This window comes from Rhodococcus sp. NPDC003383 (assembly GCF_053589115.1).
The window spans coordinates 44,655-66,055 of sequence record NZ_JBSFRG010000021.1; the positions used below are offsets into that span (position 1 = coordinate 44,655).

22 protein-coding genes are annotated in these 21,401 nt (G+C 68.3%); 16 read left to right on the forward strand and 6 right to left on the reverse strand.

What is annotated here, in order from left to right:
- Positions 1–18: 18 nt before the first annotated feature.
- The 11 genes from ACWDTS_RS18485 to pcaDC all read left to right on the forward strand — a co-directional run bounded on the left by ACWDTS_RS18485 (position 19) and on the right by pcaDC (position 11,672).
- Positions 19–1,296, forward strand: coding sequence for an ABC transporter substrate-binding protein (locus ACWDTS_RS18485; protein ID WP_248675665.1), 1,278 nt, complete (start codon positions 19–21; stop codon positions 1,294–1,296).
- Positions 1,297–1,315: 19 nt separating this feature from the next.
- The gene (locus tag ACWDTS_RS18490; RefSeq protein ID WP_197250172.1) at positions 1,316–2,425 is read left to right on the forward strand and encodes a carbohydrate ABC transporter permease; all 1,110 of its coding nucleotides are present in this window, start codon (positions 1,316–1,318) and stop codon (positions 2,423–2,425) included.
- Positions 2,422–3,273 (forward strand): carbohydrate ABC transporter permease, encoded by an 852-nt coding sequence (locus tag ACWDTS_RS18495; RefSeq protein ID WP_197250173.1) that lies wholly within the window; start codon positions 2,422–2,424, stop codon positions 3,271–3,273. The genes ACWDTS_RS18490 and ACWDTS_RS18495 overlap by 4 nt, the downstream gene beginning before the upstream one ends.
- On the forward strand, positions 3,270–3,461 hold the full coding sequence (locus ACWDTS_RS18500) for a hypothetical protein (RefSeq protein ID WP_248675664.1): 192 nt from the start codon (positions 3,270–3,272) through the stop codon (positions 3,459–3,461). The genes ACWDTS_RS18495 and ACWDTS_RS18500 overlap by 4 nt, the downstream gene beginning before the upstream one ends.
- 232 nt (positions 3,462–3,693) lie before the next feature.
- Entirely contained in the window at positions 3,694–5,745 is a 2,052-nt protein-coding gene (locus tag ACWDTS_RS18505) for a transglycosylase domain-containing protein (protein WP_450108866.1), read from the forward strand.
- Between the two features lie 36 nt (positions 5,746–5,781).
- A complete protein-coding gene (locus tag ACWDTS_RS18510) occupies positions 5,782–6,561 on the forward strand; it encodes an IclR family transcriptional regulator (protein ID WP_450108867.1) in 780 nt (259 codons plus the stop codon).
- Positions 6,562–6,631: 70 nt separating this feature from the next.
- Positions 6,632–7,828 carry a 4-hydroxybenzoate 3-monooxygenase gene (locus tag ACWDTS_RS18515; protein ID WP_450108868.1) on the forward strand — a complete coding sequence of 399 codons (1,197 nt, stop codon included), beginning with the start codon at positions 6,632–6,634 and terminating at the stop codon, positions 7,826–7,828.
- A 45-nt stretch (positions 7,829–7,873) separates the two neighbouring features.
- Positions 7,874–8,593: a protocatechuate 3,4-dioxygenase subunit beta gene (pcaH, locus tag ACWDTS_RS18520; RefSeq protein WP_450108869.1), complete on the forward strand. Its 720-nt coding sequence runs from the start codon at positions 7,874–7,876 to the stop codon at positions 8,591–8,593.
- Entirely contained in the window at positions 8,586–9,167 is a 582-nt protein-coding gene (pcaG, locus tag ACWDTS_RS18525; protein ID WP_450108870.1) for a protocatechuate 3,4-dioxygenase subunit alpha, read from the forward strand. Before pcaH ends, pcaG begins: the two co-directional genes overlap by 8 nt.
- A 13-nt stretch (positions 9,168–9,180) precedes the next feature.
- Complete coding sequence (locus ACWDTS_RS18530; protein WP_450108871.1) at positions 9,181–10,518, forward strand: lyase family protein; 1,338 nt, start codon at positions 9,181–9,183, stop codon at positions 10,516–10,518.
- A complete protein-coding gene (gene pcaDC, locus ACWDTS_RS18535) occupies positions 10,515–11,672 on the forward strand; it encodes a bifunctional 3-oxoadipate enol-lactonase/4-carboxymuconolactone decarboxylase PcaDC (protein ID WP_450108872.1) in 1,158 nt (385 codons plus the stop codon). Before ACWDTS_RS18530 ends, pcaDC begins: the two co-directional genes overlap by 4 nt.
- A 7-nt stretch (positions 11,673–11,679) precedes the next feature.
- Here pcaDC and ACWDTS_RS18540 read toward each other — a convergent pair whose 3' ends face one another.
- Positions 11,680–12,270: a TetR/AcrR family transcriptional regulator gene (locus ACWDTS_RS18540; RefSeq protein ID WP_450108873.1), complete on the reverse strand. Its 591-nt coding sequence runs from the start codon at positions 12,268–12,270 to the stop codon at positions 11,680–11,682.
- A gap of 50 nt (positions 12,271–12,320) precedes the next feature.
- On the opposite strand from ACWDTS_RS18540, the gene ACWDTS_RS18545 reads away from it, so the two are divergent.
- From ACWDTS_RS18545 to ACWDTS_RS18555, 3 genes are read left to right on the forward strand one after another with little or no spacing between them, the layout of a single operon-like run.
- On the forward strand, positions 12,321–13,553 hold the full coding sequence (locus ACWDTS_RS18545; protein WP_450108874.1) for an acyl-CoA dehydrogenase family protein: 1,233 nt from the start codon (positions 12,321–12,323) through the stop codon (positions 13,551–13,553).
- Between the two features lie 9 nt (positions 13,554–13,562).
- Complete coding sequence (locus tag ACWDTS_RS18550) at positions 13,563–14,627, forward strand: phosphotransferase family protein (protein WP_450108875.1); 1,065 nt, start codon at positions 13,563–13,565, stop codon at positions 14,625–14,627.
- A complete protein-coding gene (locus ACWDTS_RS18555; protein WP_450108876.1) occupies positions 14,628–15,389 on the forward strand; it encodes an SDR family oxidoreductase in 762 nt (253 codons plus the stop codon).
- A gap of 67 nt (positions 15,390–15,456) precedes the next feature.
- Here ACWDTS_RS18555 and ACWDTS_RS18560 read toward each other — a convergent pair whose 3' ends face one another.
- Positions 15,457–15,984, reverse strand: coding sequence for an Lrp/AsnC family transcriptional regulator (locus tag ACWDTS_RS18560; RefSeq protein ID WP_450108877.1), 528 nt, complete (start codon positions 15,982–15,984; stop codon positions 15,457–15,459).
- A 164-nt stretch (positions 15,985–16,148) separates the two neighbouring features.
- On the opposite strand from ACWDTS_RS18560, the gene ald reads away from it, so the two are divergent.
- Positions 16,149–17,249, forward strand: coding sequence for an alanine dehydrogenase (gene ald / locus ACWDTS_RS18565; RefSeq protein ID WP_450108878.1), 1,101 nt, complete (start codon positions 16,149–16,151; stop codon positions 17,247–17,249).
- A 26-nt stretch (positions 17,250–17,275) separates the two neighbouring features.
- Here the strand turns inward: ald and ACWDTS_RS18570 are convergent, their stop codons facing one another.
- The 4 genes from ACWDTS_RS18570 to ACWDTS_RS18585 all read right to left on the reverse strand — a co-directional run bounded on the left by ACWDTS_RS18570 (position 17,276) and on the right by ACWDTS_RS18585 (position 20,593).
- Positions 17,276–17,719 carry a hypothetical protein gene (locus tag ACWDTS_RS18570; RefSeq protein WP_450108879.1) on the reverse strand — a complete coding sequence of 148 codons (444 nt, stop codon included), beginning with the start codon at positions 17,717–17,719 and terminating at the stop codon, positions 17,276–17,278.
- 192 nt (positions 17,720–17,911) lie between these two features.
- Positions 17,912–19,006: an inositol-3-phosphate synthase gene (locus ACWDTS_RS18575; RefSeq protein ID WP_197250679.1), complete on the reverse strand. Its 1,095-nt coding sequence runs from the start codon at positions 19,004–19,006 to the stop codon at positions 17,912–17,914.
- A complete protein-coding gene (locus ACWDTS_RS18580; RefSeq protein ID WP_197250680.1) occupies positions 18,999–19,553 on the reverse strand; it encodes a PadR family transcriptional regulator in 555 nt (184 codons plus the stop codon). The genes ACWDTS_RS18575 and ACWDTS_RS18580 overlap by 8 nt, the downstream gene beginning before the upstream one ends.
- Before the next feature lie 200 nt (positions 19,554–19,753).
- Positions 19,754–20,593 carry a DUF1707 SHOCT-like domain-containing protein gene (locus tag ACWDTS_RS18585; RefSeq protein ID WP_450108880.1) on the reverse strand — a complete coding sequence of 280 codons (840 nt, stop codon included), beginning with the start codon at positions 20,591–20,593 and terminating at the stop codon, positions 19,754–19,756.
- A gap of 96 nt (positions 20,594–20,689) precedes the next feature.
- On the opposite strand from ACWDTS_RS18585, the gene ACWDTS_RS18590 reads away from it, so the two are divergent.
- Positions 20,690–21,112: a DUF5318 family protein gene (locus tag ACWDTS_RS18590; protein ID WP_197250682.1), complete on the forward strand. Its 423-nt coding sequence runs from the start codon at positions 20,690–20,692 to the stop codon at positions 21,110–21,112.
- Positions 21,113–21,401: the final 289 nt, after the last annotated feature.

Below are 21,401 nucleotides of genomic sequence, written 5' to 3' on the forward strand. Positions count from 1 at the left end.
TCCGAACGGGAGTAATCCATGGTTCTGAACACGAAGGCGGTCCGCCGCGCAGCGATCGCTGCATCGGCGGCGTCGCTGCTGGTCCTGACGGCCTGCTCGTCCGACGACAGCTCGAGCAGCGACAGCAGCGGCTCGGCGTCCGCGGCAGGCGAAGGGCGCGGCCCGATCACCATCGTCGAGGGCCAGGACCCCCTGAATGCGGCGCTCGAGAACATCATCTCCGACTGGAATGCCGAGCATCCGGACGAGAAGGTGACCTTCAAGCCGCTGGCGAAGGAAGCCGACGACCAGTACGCCGACATCGCCCAGCGCATGCAGGCGAAGAGCGACGAGTACGACCTCGTGGCCGTCGACGTCACCAACACCGCCGAGTTCGCCGCCAACGGCTGGCTGCTGCCGCTCGAGGGCGACTACGCGATCTCGACCGACGGCCTGCTGCCCGCGACCGTCGAGTCGGGCACCTACAACGGCACCCTGTTCGCGGCCCCGAAGAACACCAACGCCGCGTTCCTGTACTACCGCACCGACCTCGTCGACAAGGCCCCGGCCACGTGGGCGGAACTGCAGGCGGAGTGCCCGAAGGCCGTCGAGGCGGGCATCGACTGCTACCTCGGCCAGTTCAAGGACTACGAGGGCCTGACGGTCAACGTCACCGAGATCGCCAACGCCTTCGGCGGCAGCTTCGTCTCGGAGGACGGCCTCACCCCGTCGATCGACGACAAGACGAGCGAGGGTCTGCAGTTCATCGTCGACCGCTTCGCGGACGGCACGATCCCGGCGGCCGCGCAGACCTACACCGAAGGTGAGTCGCAGACCGCGTTCGGCGACGGCAAGGCCCTGTTCCTGCGCACGTGGCCGGGCTTCTTCACCGACGGCGAGTCCTCCTCGATCGCCGGCAACTACGGCATCGCGGTGCTCCCCGGCGTCGACGGACCGGGCGTCTCCACCCTCGGTGGCTACAACGTCGGCATCAGCGCGTTCTCGGATGCGCCGGCGACCGCGCGTGACTTCCTCGAGTTCATGCAGACCCGCCAGTCGCAGACCTACTACGCCGAGGTCGGCGGCGCGCCGGTCCTCGCCGAGGTCTACGACGACCCGGCGATCCTCGAGCAGTACCCGTACTTCGCGACGCTGAAGCAGGCGCTCGAGAGCGCGAAGCCGCGTCCGTCCTCGCCGTACTACTCGAACGTGTCCAAGGCGATCGCCGACAACTCGTACGCGGCGATCCGGAACGAGAAGACGGTCGAGCAGGCGCTCGCCGACATCAAGGCCGGCATCGAAACCGCCGGCAACTGATCCACTAGGAGCAGTACCTATGGCAGAACCGCAGGTCCAAGCCGGTCACGAAGACCGCCGACCGGTTCCCGCGGATCCGCCACACGATTCCGCGGTCGGGACCGAGTACCTCGGTCCCGACCGCGACCGTGTGCACGGACGGCACCGGGTGACCGAACCTCCGGAGCCGAGCGCGCCCGCGATCAAGCAGGGCCGCCGGATCCCTCCGTGGATGTTCGTGGCGCCGTCCCTCGCCGTGCTCGCCGTCATCATCCTGTACCCGCTCGGGCGGGCGGTCTGGATGTCGCTGCACGGCGACGCGAAGAAACTCGATCCCGAAACCGGCCGGTTCGTCGAGGGCGGTTTCGTCGGTTTCGAGAACTACGTCCGGTGGATCACCCAGTCCTGCGGTACCGCCACCGGCAGCATTCCGTGCCCGCCGGGCACGCTGGGCTCCCAGTTCTGGGGCTCTATCTTCAACACGTTCTTCTTCACCGTCGTCACCGTCTCACTCGAGACCGTCATCGGTTTCGCGATGGCGGTCGTGATGGCGAAATCGTTCCGCGGTCGTGGGTTGCTCCGCGCGTCGGTGCTGGTGCCGTGGGCGATCCCGACCGCGGTCACCGCGAAGTTGTGGTTCTTCATCTTCGCCAACGACGGCATCGCCAACAAGATGCTCGGCACGGACATCCTGTGGACGGCGGATCCGTGGCCGGCCCGGTTCGCGATCATCGTCGCGGACGTGTGGAAGACCGCGCCGTTCATGGCGCTGCTGATCCTCGCCGGCCTGCAGATGATCCCGGCGGAGGTGTACGAGGCCGCGAAGGTCGACGGCGCGAACGCGTGGCAGCGTTTCAAGATGATCACCTTGCCGCTGGTCAAGCCGGCGCTGATGGTCGCGATCCTGTTCCGCACGATGGACGCGCTGCGCATGTACGACCTGCCGGCCATCATGATGGGCTCGAACCCCGCGACCTCCACGATCTCGGTGCTGGTGGTCGAGCAGATGCGTCAGGGCGCGAACTCGGCGTCCGCGCTGTCGACGATCACGTTCCTCCTCATCTTCGCGGTCGCGTTCGTGCTGGTGCGGTTCCTCGGTGCCAACGCCGTGCAGACGCAGGAGGCGCAGCGGAAGGGAGACGTCGGATGAGCAGTCCCGGTACCGGAGGCACGAAGGTGCGCTCGGCCGGCACGTATGCCGGGGTGATCCTCATCGTCCTGTGGGGCCTGGCGCCCTGCTACTGGATGATCGTCACGGCGCTGCGCGAGCCGTCCGAGACGTTCAGCACGTCGCTGTGGCCCGCGAACCCGACGCTGCAGAACTTCGCCGACGCCCTCGATCCCGACGCGAAGGTGAACTTCTCCCGCGCGCTGGTCAACAGCGTCATCATCGCCGGTGCGACCACCGCGGTCGCGCTGCTGCTCGGTGTGTTCACCGCCTACGCGCTGGCCCGGTTCGATTTCCGGGGCAAGTACTTCGTCACCGGCATCATCCTGGGCGCGTCGATGTTCCCGGTGGTGGCGCTGGTGACGCCGCTGTTCCAGTTGTTCACCGACATCGGCTGGATCGGCAGCTACCAGGCGCTGATCATCCCGAACATCTCGTTCGTGCTGCCGCTGACGGTGTACACGTTGACCTCGTTCTTCTCGGAACTGCCGTGGGAACTCGAGGAGGCGGCCCGGATGGACGGTGCGACGCGCGGGCAGGCGTTCCGGTTGGTGATGCTGCCGCTCGCCGCGCCGGCGATGTTCACCACCGCGATCCTGGCGTTCATCGCGACCGTGAACGAGTACCTGCTGATGTCGCAGCTGTCGAGCGAGAAGACCGCGCCGGTGACGGTCGCGATGGCACGGTTCACCGGCACCGACCCGTACGTGACGCCGTACGCCTCGATCATGGCCGGCGGCACGCTGGTGATGGTGCCGCTGGTGATCATGGTGCTGATCTTCCAGCGCCGCATCATCTCGGGTCTGACCGCGGGCGGCGTGAAGTCGTGAGACGAGTCCCCCGGCGGCAGCGGCTCGAGATGCTGCTGGGGTTCCTGACCGTGTTCACGGTCATGGCGCTGATCGCCGCGGTCGCCGAGTTGTGGTCCCCGGCGCCGGGTATCGTCCCGGGACTGGTGCTGCTCGGATTCGCGACCGCGTGGGGTTTCGCGTTCCGTGCCTGGCGGAGGGCGCCGTAGGCGCCGGTGTGCCTTTGTGGCGGTGGGAGGCGCCACATATAGACACGGGACACGGCCCGTGCGCCTTCGATCACAGTTGTCCCGGACTACGTACCATACGGATGACAGGGTGCGATGATCTGTCGAGCCCGGATTTCGCCAGAAAGTAGCCCGTGTGAGTTCTTCGTCGTCGTCGCCTTCCAGACCTGCCACCCCCGCCAAGTCACGGGGGTGGCGCCTTGTCCGTTACCTGGTGCTCGCCGTCGTGGCGCTCCTGGTGATCGTGCCCGGCATCGGTTTCGCGGTGGCATACATGTCGGTCGACGTACCGCGTCCGTCGGACATGAAGAACGATCAGGTGGCCACGATCTACGCGGCCGACGGCACCACGGTGCTCAGCACGGTCGTACCGCCCGAGGGCAATCGCACCGAGGTGGACATCGAGGAAGTGCCCGAGCACGTCCGCAACGCGGTGCTGTCCGCGGAGGACCGCAACTTCTACAGCAATCCCGGCTTCTCGATCTCCGGGTTCGTGCGCGCGGCGCGCGACAACGTGATGGGCAAGGAAACCGCCGGTGGTGGTTCGACGATCACCCAGCAGTACGTGAAGAACGTGCTGGTCGGCGCGGACCGGACGATCACCCGCAAGATGCGGGAGCTGGTCGTCTCCACCAAGATGGCCCGGCAGTCGTCGAAGGACGAGATCCTGCAGGCCTACCTGAACACCATCTATTTCGGTCGCGGTGCGTACGGCATCGCGGCGGCGTCGGAGGCGTACTTCGGCAAGCCCGTCGGCGAGCTGTCGGTGTCCGAGGGGGCGGTGCTCGCAGGGGTCATCCAGAGCCCGTCGTCGCTGGACCCGGAGTTCAACCGGCCGGCGATCGAGGCGCGCTGGACGTACGTGCTCGACGGCATGGTCGAGATGGGCGTGCTGGACGCTGGCGAACGTGACGGGCAGCAGTTCCCGCCGACGGTGCCGTCGAATCAGCTTGCGCAGCAGAATGATTCGACCGGACCGGAAGGTCACGTGAAGAACCAGGTGCTGCGTGAACTGTCCGCCGCGGGCATCAGCGAGCAGACGCTGAACACCGAGGGTCTGCGGATCACGACGACCATCGATCCGGTCGCGCAGCAGGCGGCGATCGACAGTGCTCGCAGCACTCTCGACGGTGAGGACGAGAGCCTGCGGACCGCGGTGGTGTCGATCGACCCGCGCACCGGTGCCGTGCGCGCCTACTACGGCGGCGAGGAGGGCGCAGGCTTCGACTTCGCGCAAGCGCCGCTGCAGACCGGTTCGTCGTTCAAGGTGTTCGGTCTGGTCGCGGCTCTGCGGCAGGGCATCGGCCTGAACGCCCGCTTCGACAGTTCGCCGCTCAAGGTCGGCAACATCGAGATCGGCAACGTCGAGGGCGCCTCGTGCGGCAAGTGCACGATCGCCGAGGCCCTCAAGCGGTCGCTGAACACGAGCTTCTACCGGTTGATGATGTCGATGGACGACGGCCCGCAGGCGATCGCCGACGCCGCGCACGACGCCGGCATCCCCATGACCATCCCGGGCGTGGAGGGGACCACGCTGAGTCACGAGGGCGGCCCGCCGGAGGGCGGAATCGTTCTGGGGCAGTACCAGTCCCGCGTCATCGACATGGCCTCGGCTTACGCGACGCTCGCCGCGTCCGGCACCTTCCACGAGCCGTTCTTCGTCCAGCGGGTCGAGACGGCCGACGGTGACGTGCTGCTGGACCGCCCCGCCTCCCCCGGCGAATTCCGGCTCGATCCGGCGGTCGCCGACAACGTCACGCAGGCCATGCTGCCGATCGCCGCGTACTCGCGCGGTCACGCGCTGGCCGGGGGTCGTCCGTCGGCGGCGAAGACCGGCACGACCCAGCTCGGGGACACCGGCCTGAACAAGGACGCCTGGATGGTGGGGTACACGCCGTCGCTGTCGACGGCGGTGTGGGTCGGTACCCCGGACGGCGAGGCGATCGTCAACAGCTGGGGCGGATCCATCTACGGTTCGGGCCTGCCGTCGGACATCTGGAAGGGCACGATGGACGGTGCGCTCGAGGGCACCGACTTCGAGAGTTTCCCGTGGCCGGACCCGATCGACGGTCAGGCCGGCGTGCCCGCCGACGCGGGGATCAGCGAAACGACGACGACGACCGCTCCCCCGCTGCCGCAGCTGACGTTGCCGGAACTGCCGCCGATCACCCTGGAAGCGCCGCCGGTGGACATCCCGGACGTACCGATCGACCTGCCGCCGCAGATCGAGGTGTTCCCCGGTATCACGATCAGGATCCCCGGCTGACGCGGGCGCAGGTGCCGCGGCGCCGATAATCGGGGCATGGCCAATTCGCCGTCCGGTGACTCGATTCTCGACCGCGTCGTGCGCATCCTCGAATCCTTCGACGACGCGCAACCGGCGTTGACCGTCAGCGCCCTGGCCCGCCGGTCCGGTATCCCGCAGGCGACGATGTACCGGCTCGTCGGCGAGATGGTGCACCACGGCATCCTCGCGCGGGAACCGGACGGCACGGTGCGTCTGGGCATGCGTCTGTGGGAACTCGTCGCGCGCAGTTCCCCGGCGAAGGACCTGCGGGAGGCGGCGCTGCCGTTCCTGCAGGATGTGCAGTCGGTCGTGCACCAGCACACGCAACTGTCGGTGCTGCGCGACGGTGAGGTTCTCGTGCTCGATCGGCTTTCATCGTCCGGGTCGGTGATCAACCAGGCTTCGGTGGCGGGCCGGATGTCGGCACACGACACGTCGATGGGCATGGTCATGCTCGCGTTCTCCCCCGCCGACGTGCAGGAGGAGTATCAACGACTCCACCCCGAGGTGAATCTCCGATCTCCCACCACCACAAGGGATTTCCGTCGCGATCTGGCGGAGATCCGGCGCCGCGGCTACGCGAGCTACGACGGGGTCCTCGACGTGGGCACCACGGGCATCTCGGTTCCGGTCGTCGGCCGGTCCGGGCACGCCCTCGCGGCGCTCGGCGTGGTGGTTCCCACCGGGATCGCGCAGAGGCAGGCGATCATCGCGGTGCTCATGGCCGCGGCGCGGGGCATCGCCCGCGCCGCCGGGGAACAGCCCCCGACCACCTCCGATTTTCTCGTTCAATGAGAAGAGTTGTTCGCTTCGGGTGAGGTGCGCACCACACTTGCGTTCATCCGAGCACCCCTGGAGGAATCCGATGACCGCACCCCGAACGACCGTCACCACGCAGGTCGGCATCGTCGGTGGCGGTCCGGCCGGGCTGATGCTCTCGCACCTGCTGGCGAAGGCCGGCATCGACAACATCGTCGTCGAGAAGCGCGACCGCGAGACCATCCGCACCACCCACCGCGCGGGCATTCTCGAGCACGGATCGGTGAAGCTGCTGACCGACAGCGGCGTCAACGGTCGCGTCCTGTCCGAAGGCCACCGGCACGACGGCATCGACCTGCGGTTCGACGGGCGCAGCCACCGCATCGACTTCCAGGACCTCGTCGGCGAGTCGGTGTGGCTGTACCCGCAGAACGAGGTCTTTGTGGACCTTGCCACGGCGCGCGAGCGTGACGGCGGCGACGTCCGCTACGGCGTCCGCGAGACCGAGGTTCTCGACGTCACCACCGACACGCCCAAGATCCGCGTCACCGAGGCCGACGGCACCGAGGTCGAGATCCACTGCCGCATCCTCGTGGGCGCGGACGGATCACAGAGCATCTGCCGCAAGGCGATTCCGGCTGACGTGCGCACCGACCACTTCATCGAGTATCCGTTCGCCTGGTTCGGCATCCTCACCGAAGCGCCGCCGAGCGCACCCGAATTGATCTATGCCCGTTCGGAATACGGCTTCGCGCTGATCAGTCAGCGCAGCGAGACGGTGCAGCGCATGTACTTCCAGTGCGACCCGGCCGAGGACGCCTCGAGCTGGAGCGAGGAACGCATCTGGGACGAACTGCAGCGGCGCGTCGACGGCCCCGACGGTCTCGAGTTGAAGCGCGGCCGCATCTTCGAGCAGATGGTGCTGCCGTTCCGGTCCTACGTGTGTGAACCGATGCGCCACGGCAACCTCTTCCTGGCCGGCGACGCCGGGCACACCGTCCCGCCCACCGGTGCGAAGGGCCTGAACCTCGCGCTGGCGGACGTACGCGTGCTGTTCCGTGCCCTCGACTCCTTCTTCTCGACCGGTTCGGGTGCGCTGCTCGACGCCTACAGCGACACCGCGCTGCAGCGGGTGTGGAAGGCGCAGAACTTCTCCTACCGGATGACCTCCATGCTCCATACCCGTTCCGATGCAACATCGTTCGAACGCCGTCGCGCCCTCGGCGAGCTCGCCGCCGTCACCGGTTCCCGGTACGGCCGGCAGTACCTCGCCGAGGCGTACACCGGCGGCCCCGACAACTGACACCACGTCGCCCCGTCCCTTCCCGATTCGACACGCGAGGTTCCCGTGCTTCATCTGCCACCACGATTCGTCCGCCCCGAGGGCGTGCACCCACCACTGGACTTCCCGGACTACCGGACCACCGCCCTGCGCCGCCCCGCCCAGCCCCTCACGCTGATCCCGCAGCGCCTCGGCGAGCTGACCGGCCCCGTCTTCGGTGAGGACCGGGTGCAGGACGGCGACGCCGACCTGACCCTCGCCAACGGCGGCGAAGCAGCCGGCCAGCGCATCATCGTCCACGGTCGCGTCCTAGACAGCGACGGCAAGCCCGTCCCGCACACCCTCGTCGAGGTGTGGCAGGCCAACGCCGCCGGCCGGTATCGCCACGTGAACGACAGCTGGCCCGCTCCCCTCGACCCGTACTTCAACGGAGTCGGCCGCTGCGTCACCGACGCGCAGGGCGAATACCGCTTCACCACCGTCAAACCCGGTGCCTACCCGTGGCGCAACCACCACAACGCGTGGCGGCCCGCGCACATCCACTTCTCCCTGTTCGGCACGGCGTTCACGCAGCGGCTCGTCACCCAGATGTACTTCCCGGACGACCCGCTGTTCTTCCAGGACCCGATCTACAACTCGGTGCCCGCCGAGGCGCGGCACCGCATGGTCAGCGTGTTCGACTACGACGCCACCGTCGACAACTGGGCCCTCGGGTTCCGCTTCGACATCGTGCTGCGCGGCCGCGAGGCCACCCCCTTCGAGAACGAGGAGGACGACGATGAGTGACTTCGCTCCCCGTTACCCCGTCACCCCCGGCGACCAGAGCACCGCCACCTTCGGCCCGACACCGTCGCAGACCGTCGGACCCTACTGGAAGATCGGTCTCGACTGGGGCACCGACGGCGAGAACGTCGTCCCCGCAGACACTCCCGGCCGCATCACGGTCCGCATCACGGTCCTCGACGGCCACCGCGAACCCGTGGCCGACGCGATGCTCGAGACGTGGCAGGCCGACACCGACGGCCGTTACGGCGCACCGGGATTCCGGGGCTTCGCCCGCAGCGCCGCCGACGAGACGGGAACGGCCGTCGTGCACACCGTCAAGCCGGGTTCCGGCGACGGCCAGGCGCCGCACCTGCTGGTCGGGATCTTCGCCCGCGGCACGCTGGACCGCCTGTACACGCGCATGTATTTCCCCGAGGACCTCGCGGAGCACGCGACCGATCCGGTACTGACGGCCCTACCCGAGTCGCAGCGCGCCAAGCTCGTCGCCGACAAGACCGGCGACGGCTACGAGTGGACGGTGTACGTTCAGGACCTCGATCCGAACGGTGTCGAGACACCGTTCTTCTCGATCTAGACGGGAGCCTGCGTTGTCCGAGCCGGCACGGTCCGACCACACCCGCGGGAGCCTGTTCGACCCGGTCTTCGGGGCCGGGGAGCTCGCGCCGATGCTGTCCGATCACGCATGGCTGACGGCCCTGCTCGACGTCGAGGTGGCGATCACCCGTGCCGCGGAACGTCACGGCCGCGCCACCGCCGCCGACGTCGCAGCGGTCGCCGCGGCGGCCGCGCGGATCGCCCGCGAACTGGACCCGGCCGAACTCGGCACGCTCTCCGCGGCCGGCGGCAATCCGGTGATCCCGCTGGTGAAGATCCTGCGGGAACGCGCCGATGCGCCGGCCGCCGCCGTGCACGTCGGCGCCACCAGCCAGGACGTGCTCGACACCGCGCTGATGTTGCTGGCCCGCAAGGCAGGTCGACGCGTCGTCGCCGACCTACGGGCCGCAGCGGATGCCGCCGCACGGCTCGCGTCCACGTATCGCGACACCCCGATGGTCGCCCGCACGCTCGGCCAGCAGGCGTTGCCCACGACCTTCGGGGCGCTCGCGGCGACCTGGCTCGTCGCGCTCGACGACGGTGTCGCCGCGATCGAGCGGGCGCTGGACATGCTTCCGGTCCAGTACGGCGGTGCGGCAGGAACTCTCGCCGCGGTGTATCCCGAGGGTCTCGCGTTCGCCGACACGCTCGCGGACCTGCTCGGCCTCGCCCGGCCGATCGTGCCGTGGCACACCGTGCGCACCCCGGTCACGACTCTCGCCTCCGCGCTCGGTGTCGCCACCGGATCGGTGTCGAAGGCCGCCACCGACGTCGTGCTCATGGCCGCAACCGAATTCGGCGAGGTCGGCGAGGACGCACCGGGCGGGTCCTCCGCCATGCCGCACAAACGCAATCCGGTCGCGTCGATCACCGCGCGGGCCGCCGCGCGACGGGTGCCGGGTCTGGTCGCCACGGTGCTCGCCGCGGCGGACCACGAGTTCGCCCGCGCAGCCGGTGCCTGGCATGCCGAGTGGGAGACACTCACCGACCTGATCCGGCTGTCCGGTGGTGCGGCACACCAGCTTTCGGTGAGCCTCGGCGGGTTGCACGTGCACCCGGACGCGCTGGCCCGCAACCTCGGGCTCACCGGCGGCGCGATCCTCGCGGAGAAGGTCACCGCGGCGCTGGCCGAGCACACCGACAACGCCCGCGACATCGTCACCGCCGCGGCCCTGGCCGGGACCCCACTCGACCGCGACCCGGCGATCACCGGACCTCTCGGCGCCGACCGCGTTCGCGAATTGCTCGACCCCACACACTATCTCGGTCACGCGGGCGATCTCGTCGACCGCGCGGTCGCCCGCCACCACACAACGGAAGGACCGGCATGACCGTCGCTCTCCACTACGAACAGCACGGCGACCCCACCGCCCCCGCGGTGCTGCTGCTCGGGTCGCTCGGCTCCGACCTGTCGATGTGGGAGCCGCAGATCGCCGCGCTGTCACCGCTCGCGCACGTCGTCGCGGTGGACCACCGAGGGCACGGCAAGTCACCGGTCGTCGACGGCCCGTACACGATGGACGACCTCGGCGGCGACGTCGTCGCGCTGCTCGACGCACTCGCTCTCGACACCGTCCACGTCGTGGGGTTGTCCCTCGGCGGGGCCGTCGGACAGTGGCTCGCCGCGCATCATCCGGCACGTGTTCGCACGCTCACGCTGCTCTGCACCTCGGCAGCCTTCCTCCCGGCCGAACCGTGGCGGGAACGGGCCGTGACCGTCCGCGCCGAGGGCGTGGCCTCGATCGCCGAGTCGATCGTCGGTCGCTGGTTCACCCCCGAGCTCGCCGCACGCGACCGCGACCTGATCGACCGCCACGTCGCGATGGTGTCCGCGACGAGCGACGAGGGCTACGCCGGGTGCTGCGAGGCCCTCGCGACGTGGGACGGCCGCGCCGACCTGGCCCGGATCGTCGCGCCCACCCTCGTGATCGCGGGCGCCCAGGACCCGGCGACCCCGCCGGACGTGATGCGCCGGCTCGCCGACGGCATCGCCGGTGCCGGCTTCCACGTCGTCGATCCCGCGGCGCACCTGGCGAGCGTCGAGCAGGCGGGCCGCGTCACAGCCCTTGTCCGCGAACACCTCACCCGCGCGACCCCCGCCGGTGCCCAGCGCACCGCCGCGTTCGAACTGGGCATGCGGGTGCGGCGCTCGGTGCTCGGCAACGCCCACGTCGACCGCGCGATGGCGGCGGCCACGGAGATCACCGCGCCGTTCCAGGATTTCATCACCCGCACCGCGTGGGGCGACATCTGGGCGCGGCCCGGTCTGGACCACCACACCCGTCGGCTGCTGACCCTCGCCATCCTCACCGCCGTCGGCAACGAGCACGAACTCGACATGCACATCCGGGCGGCGTTGCGCGCCGGTGTGGACCCCGACGAGCTCGTCGAGGTGTTCCTGCACACCGCCGTCTATGCGGGGGTACCCAACAGCAACCGGGCCTTCGCGCTCGCCAAGGCCGCGGTCGAGGACGCTCGGTCGTAGATGTCCTTCACGCCAGCACGGCCCGCAGGGTGCGGAGGGCGAAGTCGACGACGTCGTCGACCGTGACCGACGGCTCGGTGGTGCGGTCGATCGCGACCGATTCGACCATCGACCACCAGCCGCACACCTTCATGGTGGTGGCGGTGCTCGCCTGGGTGCCGGTGGCGTCGAGGATCCGCGCGGCCATGGTGGTCTTGACGTTCTCGTGGATCTCCCGGATCTGCGGGTCGTAACCGAATCCGGCTCCGTGGAACAGCATCTGGTAGTTCCGGCCGTGCCGGTCGATGAACGAGACGAACGCCCGCACGATGCCGCGCAGCGGGTCGTCGTCGCCGGGGTCGGGCACCGCGGCGCGGAGCAGGCGGCGGGCGGCCGCACCGACGACCGCGGCGTAGTAGTCCTGCTTGGTCGGGAAGTAGCGGAAGAGCAGGCCGCGGGAGATGCCGGCGATCTCGGCGACCCGGTCGACGGACAGCGCGTGGATGGGACGCGCGGCGAGTTCCTGCAGGCCGATGGCCACGAGTTGCCGCTTGCGTTCCTCCGGAGGCAGTCGCCGCCGGGGTGCGGGCTGCGGTGGTGCTTGTCGTGCTGGGGTCACCCCGATACTCTAACTGAGCATTGCTCATTTAGAGCTCGACGGAGGAACCCATGGATTTCGCACAGTCGGAACGTTCCCGCGACAACCTCGAACGTCTGCGAACCTTCATCGCCAGCGAGGTCGAACCGTTCGAACAGCGGATGCACGCGGCGCGCGTCGCACCGTTCGCGCAGCGCGGCGACAGCTCCGGGGCGGCCACCTGGTCGGTGCCGCCCGAATTCCGGGAGTTGCAGCGCAAGGCCAAGGAACAGGGGCTGTGGAATCTGTTCCTCCCGGACGCCGAGCTCGGTGCCGGTCTGTCGAACGTCGAATACGCACCGCTGGCCGAGGAGATGGGTCGCTCCCAGTTCGCGTCCGCGGTCTTCAACTGCTCCGCCCCCGACACCGGGAACATGGAGGTCCTCTACCACTACGGCAGCGCCGAGCAGAAGGACCGCTGGCTGCGTCCGCTGCTCGACGGCGAGATCCGCTCCGCGTTCTGCATGACCGAACCCGCCGTCGCCTCGTCGGACGCGACCAACATGGCCGCGACCGCGGTCGTCGAGGGTGACGAGGTCGTCCTCAACGGCCGCAAGTGGTGGAGCACCGGTGTCGGGCATCCGGACTGCAAGGTCCTGATCTTCATGGGCCTCACCGACCCGGAAGCCCACAAGTACCAACGCCATTCGATGGTGCTCGTGCCGATCGACACCCCCGGTGTGAAGGTCGAGCGGATGCTGTCCACGATGGGCTTCTACGACGAGCCGAGCGGCCACGGCGAGGTGTCGTTCACCGATGTGCGCCTGCCGCTGGACGCGATCATCGCCGGGCCCGGCCGCGGATTCGAGATCGCGCAGGGGCGCCTCGGACCCGGCCGCATCCACCACTGTATGCGCCTGATCGGTCTCGCCGAACGTACCCTCGAACTCGCCTGCCGCCGCGGCCTCGAGCGGGTCTCGTTCGGCAAGCCCCTGGTCAACCTCGGCGGCAACCGCGAACGCATCGCCGACGCCCGCATCGCCATCAACCAGCTGCGGCTGCTCGTCCTGCACACCGCCTGGCTGCTCGACACCCAGGGCCTGGCCGGGGCCCGGTCGGCGGTGTCCGAGATCAAGGTCGCCACCCCACGCGTCGTCCAGCAGATCGTCGACTTCGCCATCCAGATCCACGGTGGTGCAGGGCTTTCCGAGGACTTCCCGCTCGCAGGTGCCTGGACGGCCGCGCGGGCACTGCGGCTCGCGGACGGTCCGGACGAGGTGCACCAGGGTCTCGTGGCCCGATTCGAACTCGGCAAGTACAACTGAGGGGGACCCGTGAGCAGCCTTCCCGACAACGCCCGGCCCGTTCGCGACGAGGACAACTTCGACGTCGCCGCCGTCGCCGCGTGGCTCACCGAACGCGCCGGTATCACCGGGATTCCCGAGGTGCGTCAATTCGCCGGTGGTGCATCCAATCTCACCTACCTTCTGCGGTATCCAGATCGCGACCTGGTGCTGCGACGTCCTCCGGCCGGCACAAAGCCGAAGTCCGGGCACGACATGGTCCGGGAGTACCGGATCCAATCGTTGCTTGCCCCCGTATATCCGCACGTGCCGAAGATGATCGGGCTGTGCACCGACCCGTCGGTGCTCGGCAGCGACTTCTACGTCATGGAGAGGGTCGAGGGCACCATCGTGCGCCCGGGGTCGACGTCCGCGGATCTCGGGCTCACCCCGGAGAAGACGCGGGAGCTGTGCCTGCGCGTGATCGACCTGCTCATCGAGCTGCACGGCGTCGACACCGAAGCGTCCGGTCTCGTCGAACTGAGCCACGGTTCGGGCTATGTGGCGCGCCAGGTCGAGGGGTGGACCAAGCGGTTCGCTGCCGTCCGCACCGACAACGTCCCCGACTTCGCGCGCGTGACGAAATGGCTGGCGGACAACCAGCCTGCCGACGTCGCTTCCCGGGTGATCCACGGTGATTTCAAGCTCGACAACATCGTTCTCGGCGACGATCTGACGCCGCGCGCCGTGCTGGACTGGGAACTCGCCACGGTCGGCGATCCGCTGATGGATCTCGGGTCGACCCTCGCGTACTGGGTGCAGGCCGACGACGATCCGACGATGCTCGCCACCAAGCTGCAACCGACGGACCTGCCGGGCATGCTCACCCGTCGCGAGATCGTCGAATACTACGGGGAGCGAACCGGTCTGCCGATCGGCAACTGGAGCTTCTATGAAGTCTTCGGGGTCTTCCGGCTCGCGGTGATCGCCCAGCAGATCTACTACCGCTTCCACCACGGGCAGACGACCAACCCGATGTTCGAGAACTTCTGGATGATCGTGGGCTACCTGGACGCCCGCTGCAACGAACTGATCGACAAGGCGGAGGGGAAGTAAGTGGGCAGGGGCACGACACGCAAGAACATTCTCATCACGGGCGCCAGTTCAGGGCTCGGTCGCGGCATGGCACGTGAATTCGCCGCGCGCGGGCGCAATCTGGCGCTGGCTGCCCGCCGCACCGACAGGCTCGAGGAACTGCGCGACGAACTACTCGCCGCACACCCGCAGATCACCGTCGCGATCCGCACGCTCGACGTGGACGTGCACGACGACGTCTTCCGCGTCTTTCGGGAGTTCGACGACGAGCTCGGCGGTCTGGACCGGGTCGTCGTCAACGCCGGTCTCGGCAAGGGACAACCGTTGGGCACGGGCTACTTCCACGCGAACGTCGCGACCGCCCGCACGAACTTCCTGGGGGCGCTGGCCCAGAGCGAGGCGGCGCTCGAACTGTTCCGGCCGCGCAATGCCGGTCACCTGGTGCTCATCTCGTCGGTGAGTGCGGTGCGCGGCATGCCCCGCAACCTCACCACCTACGCGGCGTCGAAGGCGGCGGTGGCGTCGCTCGGCGAAGGCATGCGCGCGGACCTCGCGCAGACCGGTATCGACGTCAGCACGATCTTCCCCGGCTTCATCCGGTCGGAGATCAACGAGAAGGTGAAGAAGGTGCCGTTCATCGTCGACACCGAAACCGGTTGCCGGGCACTGGCTGCGGCTATCGAGAAGGAACCGGCCAACGCGTACGTCCCGGCGTGGCCGTGGACGCCGATCGCCTACGCGATGAAGATGCTGCCGATGGCGGTCGTGCGGCGCATGGCCTGACGAATCCGAGACCACCCGGGGCGGTGACGGGATCCGATCGATCCCGTCACCGCCCCGGTGCGTCGGGCTATGGGGAGTTCTCCGATCGCGGGCTCGGCCGTACGTGCTCGAAGATCAGGCTGGTCTCGGTGGAGGCGACGGCGGGGTTTGCGCTGAGGTGCTCGACGAAGCGCCTCAGCGCGTCCGTGTTCGAGGTCGCGACGTGGATGAGGTAGTCGTCGGCACCGGCGAGGAAGTAGACGTTGAGGACTTCGTCGAGATCGTTGAGCTGTTCGGCGAGTTGTCCGAGATGTCGGCGTGCGCCCGGCAGGACACGGACCGCGATCATCGCCTGAAGGTCCCGTCCCAGGGCCGCGGGATCGATCTCGGCGTGGAAACCGCGGATCACTCCCCGCTCGATGAGCGACCGCACACGGCCCAGGCAGGTCGACGGGGCGATACCGGCGGCAGCGGCCAGGGCGTTGTTGGGTATTCGCGCATTCCGTGAGAGCTCGTCGAGGATGATCCGGTCGACGGCGTCGATCGTGACGCCCGGCCGAACATCGTTCGATCGAGCGTCCCCGACGACCGGGTTCTTCGAATTGTCGCCAGGCATATCCCGATTCTAGAGAATTATGTTCGGATCTCTTGTGCTGATTGTGCAGTTTCTTCAACATTTTCGGTGAGCGATCACCTTCCCGACGCTCTCCCTCACACAGTCCGACAATCCCACGCAGTCCGGCAACGCCGCCGACGCGACCCCCATCATCGGAGCTTCACATGCGAGTAGGTATCCCCCGCGAGATCAAGAACCACGAGTACCGGGTGGCGATCACCCCCGCCGGCGTCCACGAACTGGTCGACCGCGGCCACGAGGTGCTCATCGAGACCGGCGCCGGTGTCGGCTCGTCGTTCGCCGACGCGGACTTCAAAGCCGCAGGCGCACAAATCCTTTCCGACGCCGACCAGGTCTGGGAGGGTGCCGATCTGCTGCTGAAGGTCAAGGAGCCCATCGCCGAGGAGTACTCGCGTCTGCGCCGGGACCAGGTGCTGTTCACCTATCTGCACCTCGCCGCCTCCAAGGAGTGCACCGACGCGCTCCTCGCCTCGGGAACCACCTCCATCGCCTACGAAACCGTCACGGCCGCGGACGGTTCGCTGCCGCTGCTCGCGCCGATGAGCGAGGTTGCGGGCCGCCTGGCCCCGCAGGCCGGTGCGTACCACCTCATGAGCCAGGGCGGTGGCCGCGGCGTCCTGATGGGTGGTGTTCCGGGTGTGCGTCCGGCCAAGGTCGTCGTCATCGGAGCCGGTGTCTCCGGCAAGAACGCCATCGCGATCGCACACGGAATGCGCGCCGACGTCACCGTCCTCGACCTGTCCGTCGCCCGCCTCCGTGAGATCGACGCCCTGTACGGCGGCCAGGTCAAGACCGTCGTCTCGAACACGCTGGAACTCGAGCAGGCGGTCCTCGATGCGGATCTGGTGATCGGCGCGGTCCTCGTGCCCGGTGCGAAGGCTCCGAAGCTGGTGTCCGATCACCTGGTGTCCCGGATGAAGCCGGGATCGGTGCTCGTCGACATCGCCATCGACCAGGGCGGTTGCTTCGAGGACTCGAAGCCCACGACGCATGCCGAGCCGACCTACCGGGTGCACGACTCGGTGTTCTACTGCGTCGCCAACATGCCGGGCGCGGTCCCCCGCACCTCCACCTTCGCGCTCACCAACGCGACGCTCCCCTATGTCGTAGCCCTCGCGGACAAGGGTTGGGAAGAAGCTGTAGCGGCGGATCCCGGCCTCGCGGAAGGTCTTTCGACGCACCGAGGGGAACTGCTGTCCGCCGAGGTCGCCGAGGCGCACGGATACGCTTCTGCCCGCCTCTGATCCGACGGTGCCGCTGCCCGGCGTCGTTACGACAGCAACGCGTCGGTGCTCACGGCGATCAACGCAACCAGTGCGAGCACCTTGACCACCTCGAGTGCGACGTACACGTAGTGGGCACGCGAGCGGGGCAGCTCGGCGCCGGCCAGCACCTGATCCGACCGTCTCGTCAGGGCCGGCCGCACCCCGAGCACCTGCACCGGCAACACCACCGTGACCGTGCCGAGCAGCCACCACATCGCCGTGGTCGGGGCCGCCGTGGCGGCGAGGATCGCGATCCACAGCACCACGAGGATCACCACTTCGGTGATGTTGAGGGCCCGGAACACCAGGCGCCCGATGCCCAGGCCGATCGGGATCGTGACGCCGGGCGCGCGGAACTTCAACGGCGCCTCGAGGAACGAGATCGCGAACACCGACCCGAGCCAGAACGCGGGTGCGAGCAGTTGCAGTGCCGTCCACCAGGTGTCCATGACCGCTCCTTCGGCGCATACCGGGTCCACCCACCGCCGCTGGCCCGAGCCTAGTCGAGTGTTCTACCGCGACTGGAGCTTTCGTGGAAGTGAGTGTTCGTCCCGTTCCGTCCCGGCCGGGAACACGCCGACGGCGGTGGGTCGCCCGGAGAAATCCGGACCGACCCACCGCCGTCGGGTGAGATTCGAGACTCAGGCCTCGATGATGAAGGCCTCGAGCTCGGCGCGAGCCTTGTCGTCGGCCATCTGGACCGGCGGGGACTTCATCAGGTACGCCGAGGCCGGGAGGATCGGGCCACCGAGGCCGCGGTCCTTGGCGATCTTCGCGGCGCGGATGGCGTCGATGATGATGCCGGCGGAGTTCGGCGAGTCCCAGACCTCGAGCTTGTACTCGAGGTTCAGCGGGGCGTCACCGAACGCGCGACCCTCGAGGCGGACGTATGCCCACTTGCGGTCGTCGAGCCACTCCACGTAGTCCGAGGGGCCGATGTGGACGTTGCGGTCGTGGACCTTGCCGGCCAGCGGGCCGTTGAGGTTCGAGGTCACGGCCTGGGTCTTGGAAACCTTCTTCGACTCCAGACGCTCACGCTCGAGCATGTTCTTGAAGTCCATGTTGCCGCCGACGTTCAGCTGGTAGGTGCGATCCAGCACGACACCGCGGTCCTCGAACAGCTTGGCCATCACGCGGTGGGTGATGGTCGCGCCGACCTGGCTCTTGATGTCGTCGCCGACGATCGGAACACCGGCCGCCTTGAACTTCTCGGCCCACTCCGGGTCGGAAGCGATGAACACGGGCAGCGCGTTGACGAACGCGACCCCGGCGTCGATGGCGCACTGGGCGTAGAACTTGTCGGCTTCCTCGGAGCCCACCGGCAGGTAGGAGACGAGAACATCCACCTGCGCGTCCTTGAGAGCCTGGACGACGTCGACGGGCTCGGCGTCGGACAGCTCGATGGTCTGCGCGTAGTACTTGCCGATGCCGTCGAGGGTCGGGCCGCGCTGGACGGGGACGTCGAGCGGCGGGACGTCGGCGATCTTGATGGTGTTGTTCTCCGAGGCCAGGATCGCCTCGGACAGGTCGAAGCCGACCTTCTTGGCATCCACGTCGAACGCGGCGACGAACTTGACGTCGCGCACGTGGTAGGAACCGAACTTCACATGCATCAGGCCGGGAACGGTCGAGGTCTCGTCCGCGTCCTTGTAGTACTGCACGCCCTGGACCAGGGACGAGGCACAGTTCCCCACGCCCACAATGGCCACGCGCACCGAGGTGTTGTTCTCACCCATGGTCGGGTTCTCCTTCTTTCTTGCTGGGTGCTGTCGACTGCTCGGCGGCGATCAGTTCGTTGAGCCAGCGGACTTCGCGTTCGCTGGATTCGAGACCGAGCTGGTGGAGCTGACGGGTGTAGCGGTCGAGAGTGCCGCTTGCCCGTCCGATTGCGTCGCGGAGCCCTTCTCTGCGCTCCTCGACTTGGCGGCGCCTGCCCTCGAGAATCCGCATCCGCGCTTCGGCGGGAGTGCGGCTGAAGAAGGCGAGGTGCACGCCGAATCCGTCGTCGGTGTAGTTCTGCGGTCCCGTGTCGGCGACCAGTTCGGAAAAACGTTCCCGACCGGCGTCCGTCAATTGGTACACGCGACGGGCCCGCCTGACGGTGCCGGGAACTCCGGAGTCCTCCTCGATGAGGCCGTCCGCCTGCATGCGGCGCAGCGTCGGATAGAGGGAACCGTAGGAGAAGGCGCGGAAGGCGCCCAGTAGTCCGGTCAGACGTTTGCGTAGCTCGTAACCGTGCATCGGGGACTCGAGAAGCAGCCCGAGGATTGCCAGTTCGAGCACAGGGGTTACCTCCTCGACTCTCCCGATCCGACAAAACCGACTTGATACGACGCGGAACTATATCGCACCGATATATACGACGATACTCCGCGCTGATAGGTTTGCCACATGTGTCGGGGGGACCGGCCTGTTCGAGGCGTGCGGGAACCCGACCGGCGCCGCGGTCGCCGCGCGGATCGAGCGGTCGCGCCGACGCGGAGTCAGCGGTATTCGCGCAGGACGGATCCGTCGAAACCGGCCTTCAGATACCCGTTTCCCAGGTCGTTGCGGTAGTCGACGTAGATGTTGGTCGTGGGCGTGCCGTCGTCCCGGACGATGACGTGGGTCACCACGCCCTCCGGCGCGCCCAGCAATCCCGGGGCCCGGGCGATCAGGTCGTCCAGGGCCGCAGCATCGACCAGGGCGGCATCGAAATCGCGAAAGCCGGGGAAACGCGACGACGCCGGCACGTTCGTCCGCTCCCAGCCACCCTTGAACGTGTAGGGCACGATGCGGTCGGGAGCCTCGGGCAGCGCACGACCCGCCGCCGCCCGTTCGGGATACAGGATGACCTCGTACGCGATGGTGTCGCCGAATTCCGCGCGGTAGCTGTCGACGACGCGCTGGAAGCCGCCGGGCCGGAGCGGGCGCACCGGTTCGACGGCCGCAACCGCGCTCGATTCGGCCGGACCTGGGGGATCGGCCGGCGCGGCCTCGCCCGCAAGCGCCGGCGATCCGGATTCGGGGGAATCGCTCCCGTTCGCCACCACGACGGCGACCGCGATCGCGACGGCTGCGGCCGCGACGACCCAGGCCGATTTCCGGCCACGCCCCGAGCGGGCCGCAGGAGAGGTGACCTCGACGGATTCCACCGGTGGTTGCAGGTCGCGGACCAGGTCGGCGAGTTCACGCAGTGTCTTCGCGGACTGTGCCCGGGCCACGAACTCGCGGTGCTCGGATGCGTCGAGCTGGCCGTCGGCGTAGGCCTGGTCCAGCCGGGCGCACGTGTTCACGCGATCGATGTCGCGGGCCCGGGTCTGCGGCGTCTGTCGGGTGGACACCGGTGCAGAGTAATTCGTCCCGAACGATCGCGGGGAAACCGTCACGCAGCACACACCCCGACCACTTCGACAGCACCCGCACGTACTCTGGAACGCGTGCGAACACAGCGGCAGGTGGTGGACTACGCGTTGCAGCGACGGTCGCTGCTCGCCGAGGTCTACTCGGGACGACGGGGTGTCGCGGAGGTCTGCGACGCCAGTCCCTATCTGCTGCGTGCCGCGAAGTTCCACGGGAAGGGCAGCGAAGTCGTCTGCCCGATCTGCAGGAAAGAGCAGCTCACACTCGTTTCGTGGGTGTTCGGCGAGAAACTGGGCCAGGTGTCCGGTTCCGCCCGCACCGCCGAGGAACTCGACCGCCTGGCAGCCAGCCAGGAGGCGTTCTCGGTCCACGTGGTCGAGGTGTGCCGCACCTGCAGTTGGAACCATTTGGTCCAGTCCTATGTCGTCGGCGCCGAGCCTGCGCCGCCGCGGCCGCGACGCCGGTCGACGGGGCAGAGCCGTCGCACCGCGAGCGAGTGAACGAGGACGCCCGGTCCCGTGATCGAACGCTGCCTGAACGTAACGCTGTCCGTTGAGGCCCGACGATGTTGTCGGGTGCCCACCGGCGTGAAACGAGGACGTGTCGTACCGCGTCCGCGCAACCAGTTGGAGATGAGTACGTGAATTCCCCTGACAACGATCCACAGGTCGATCGGTCCACCCCGCCGCGCCGGACCGGCCCTGCCGATCCGCGCCAGCAGCGGGTCCCGGGACCGGGACCGGTCGGGGGATCCGCCCAGGACCGGCCGCTGCCGCCGCAGCCCGGCCA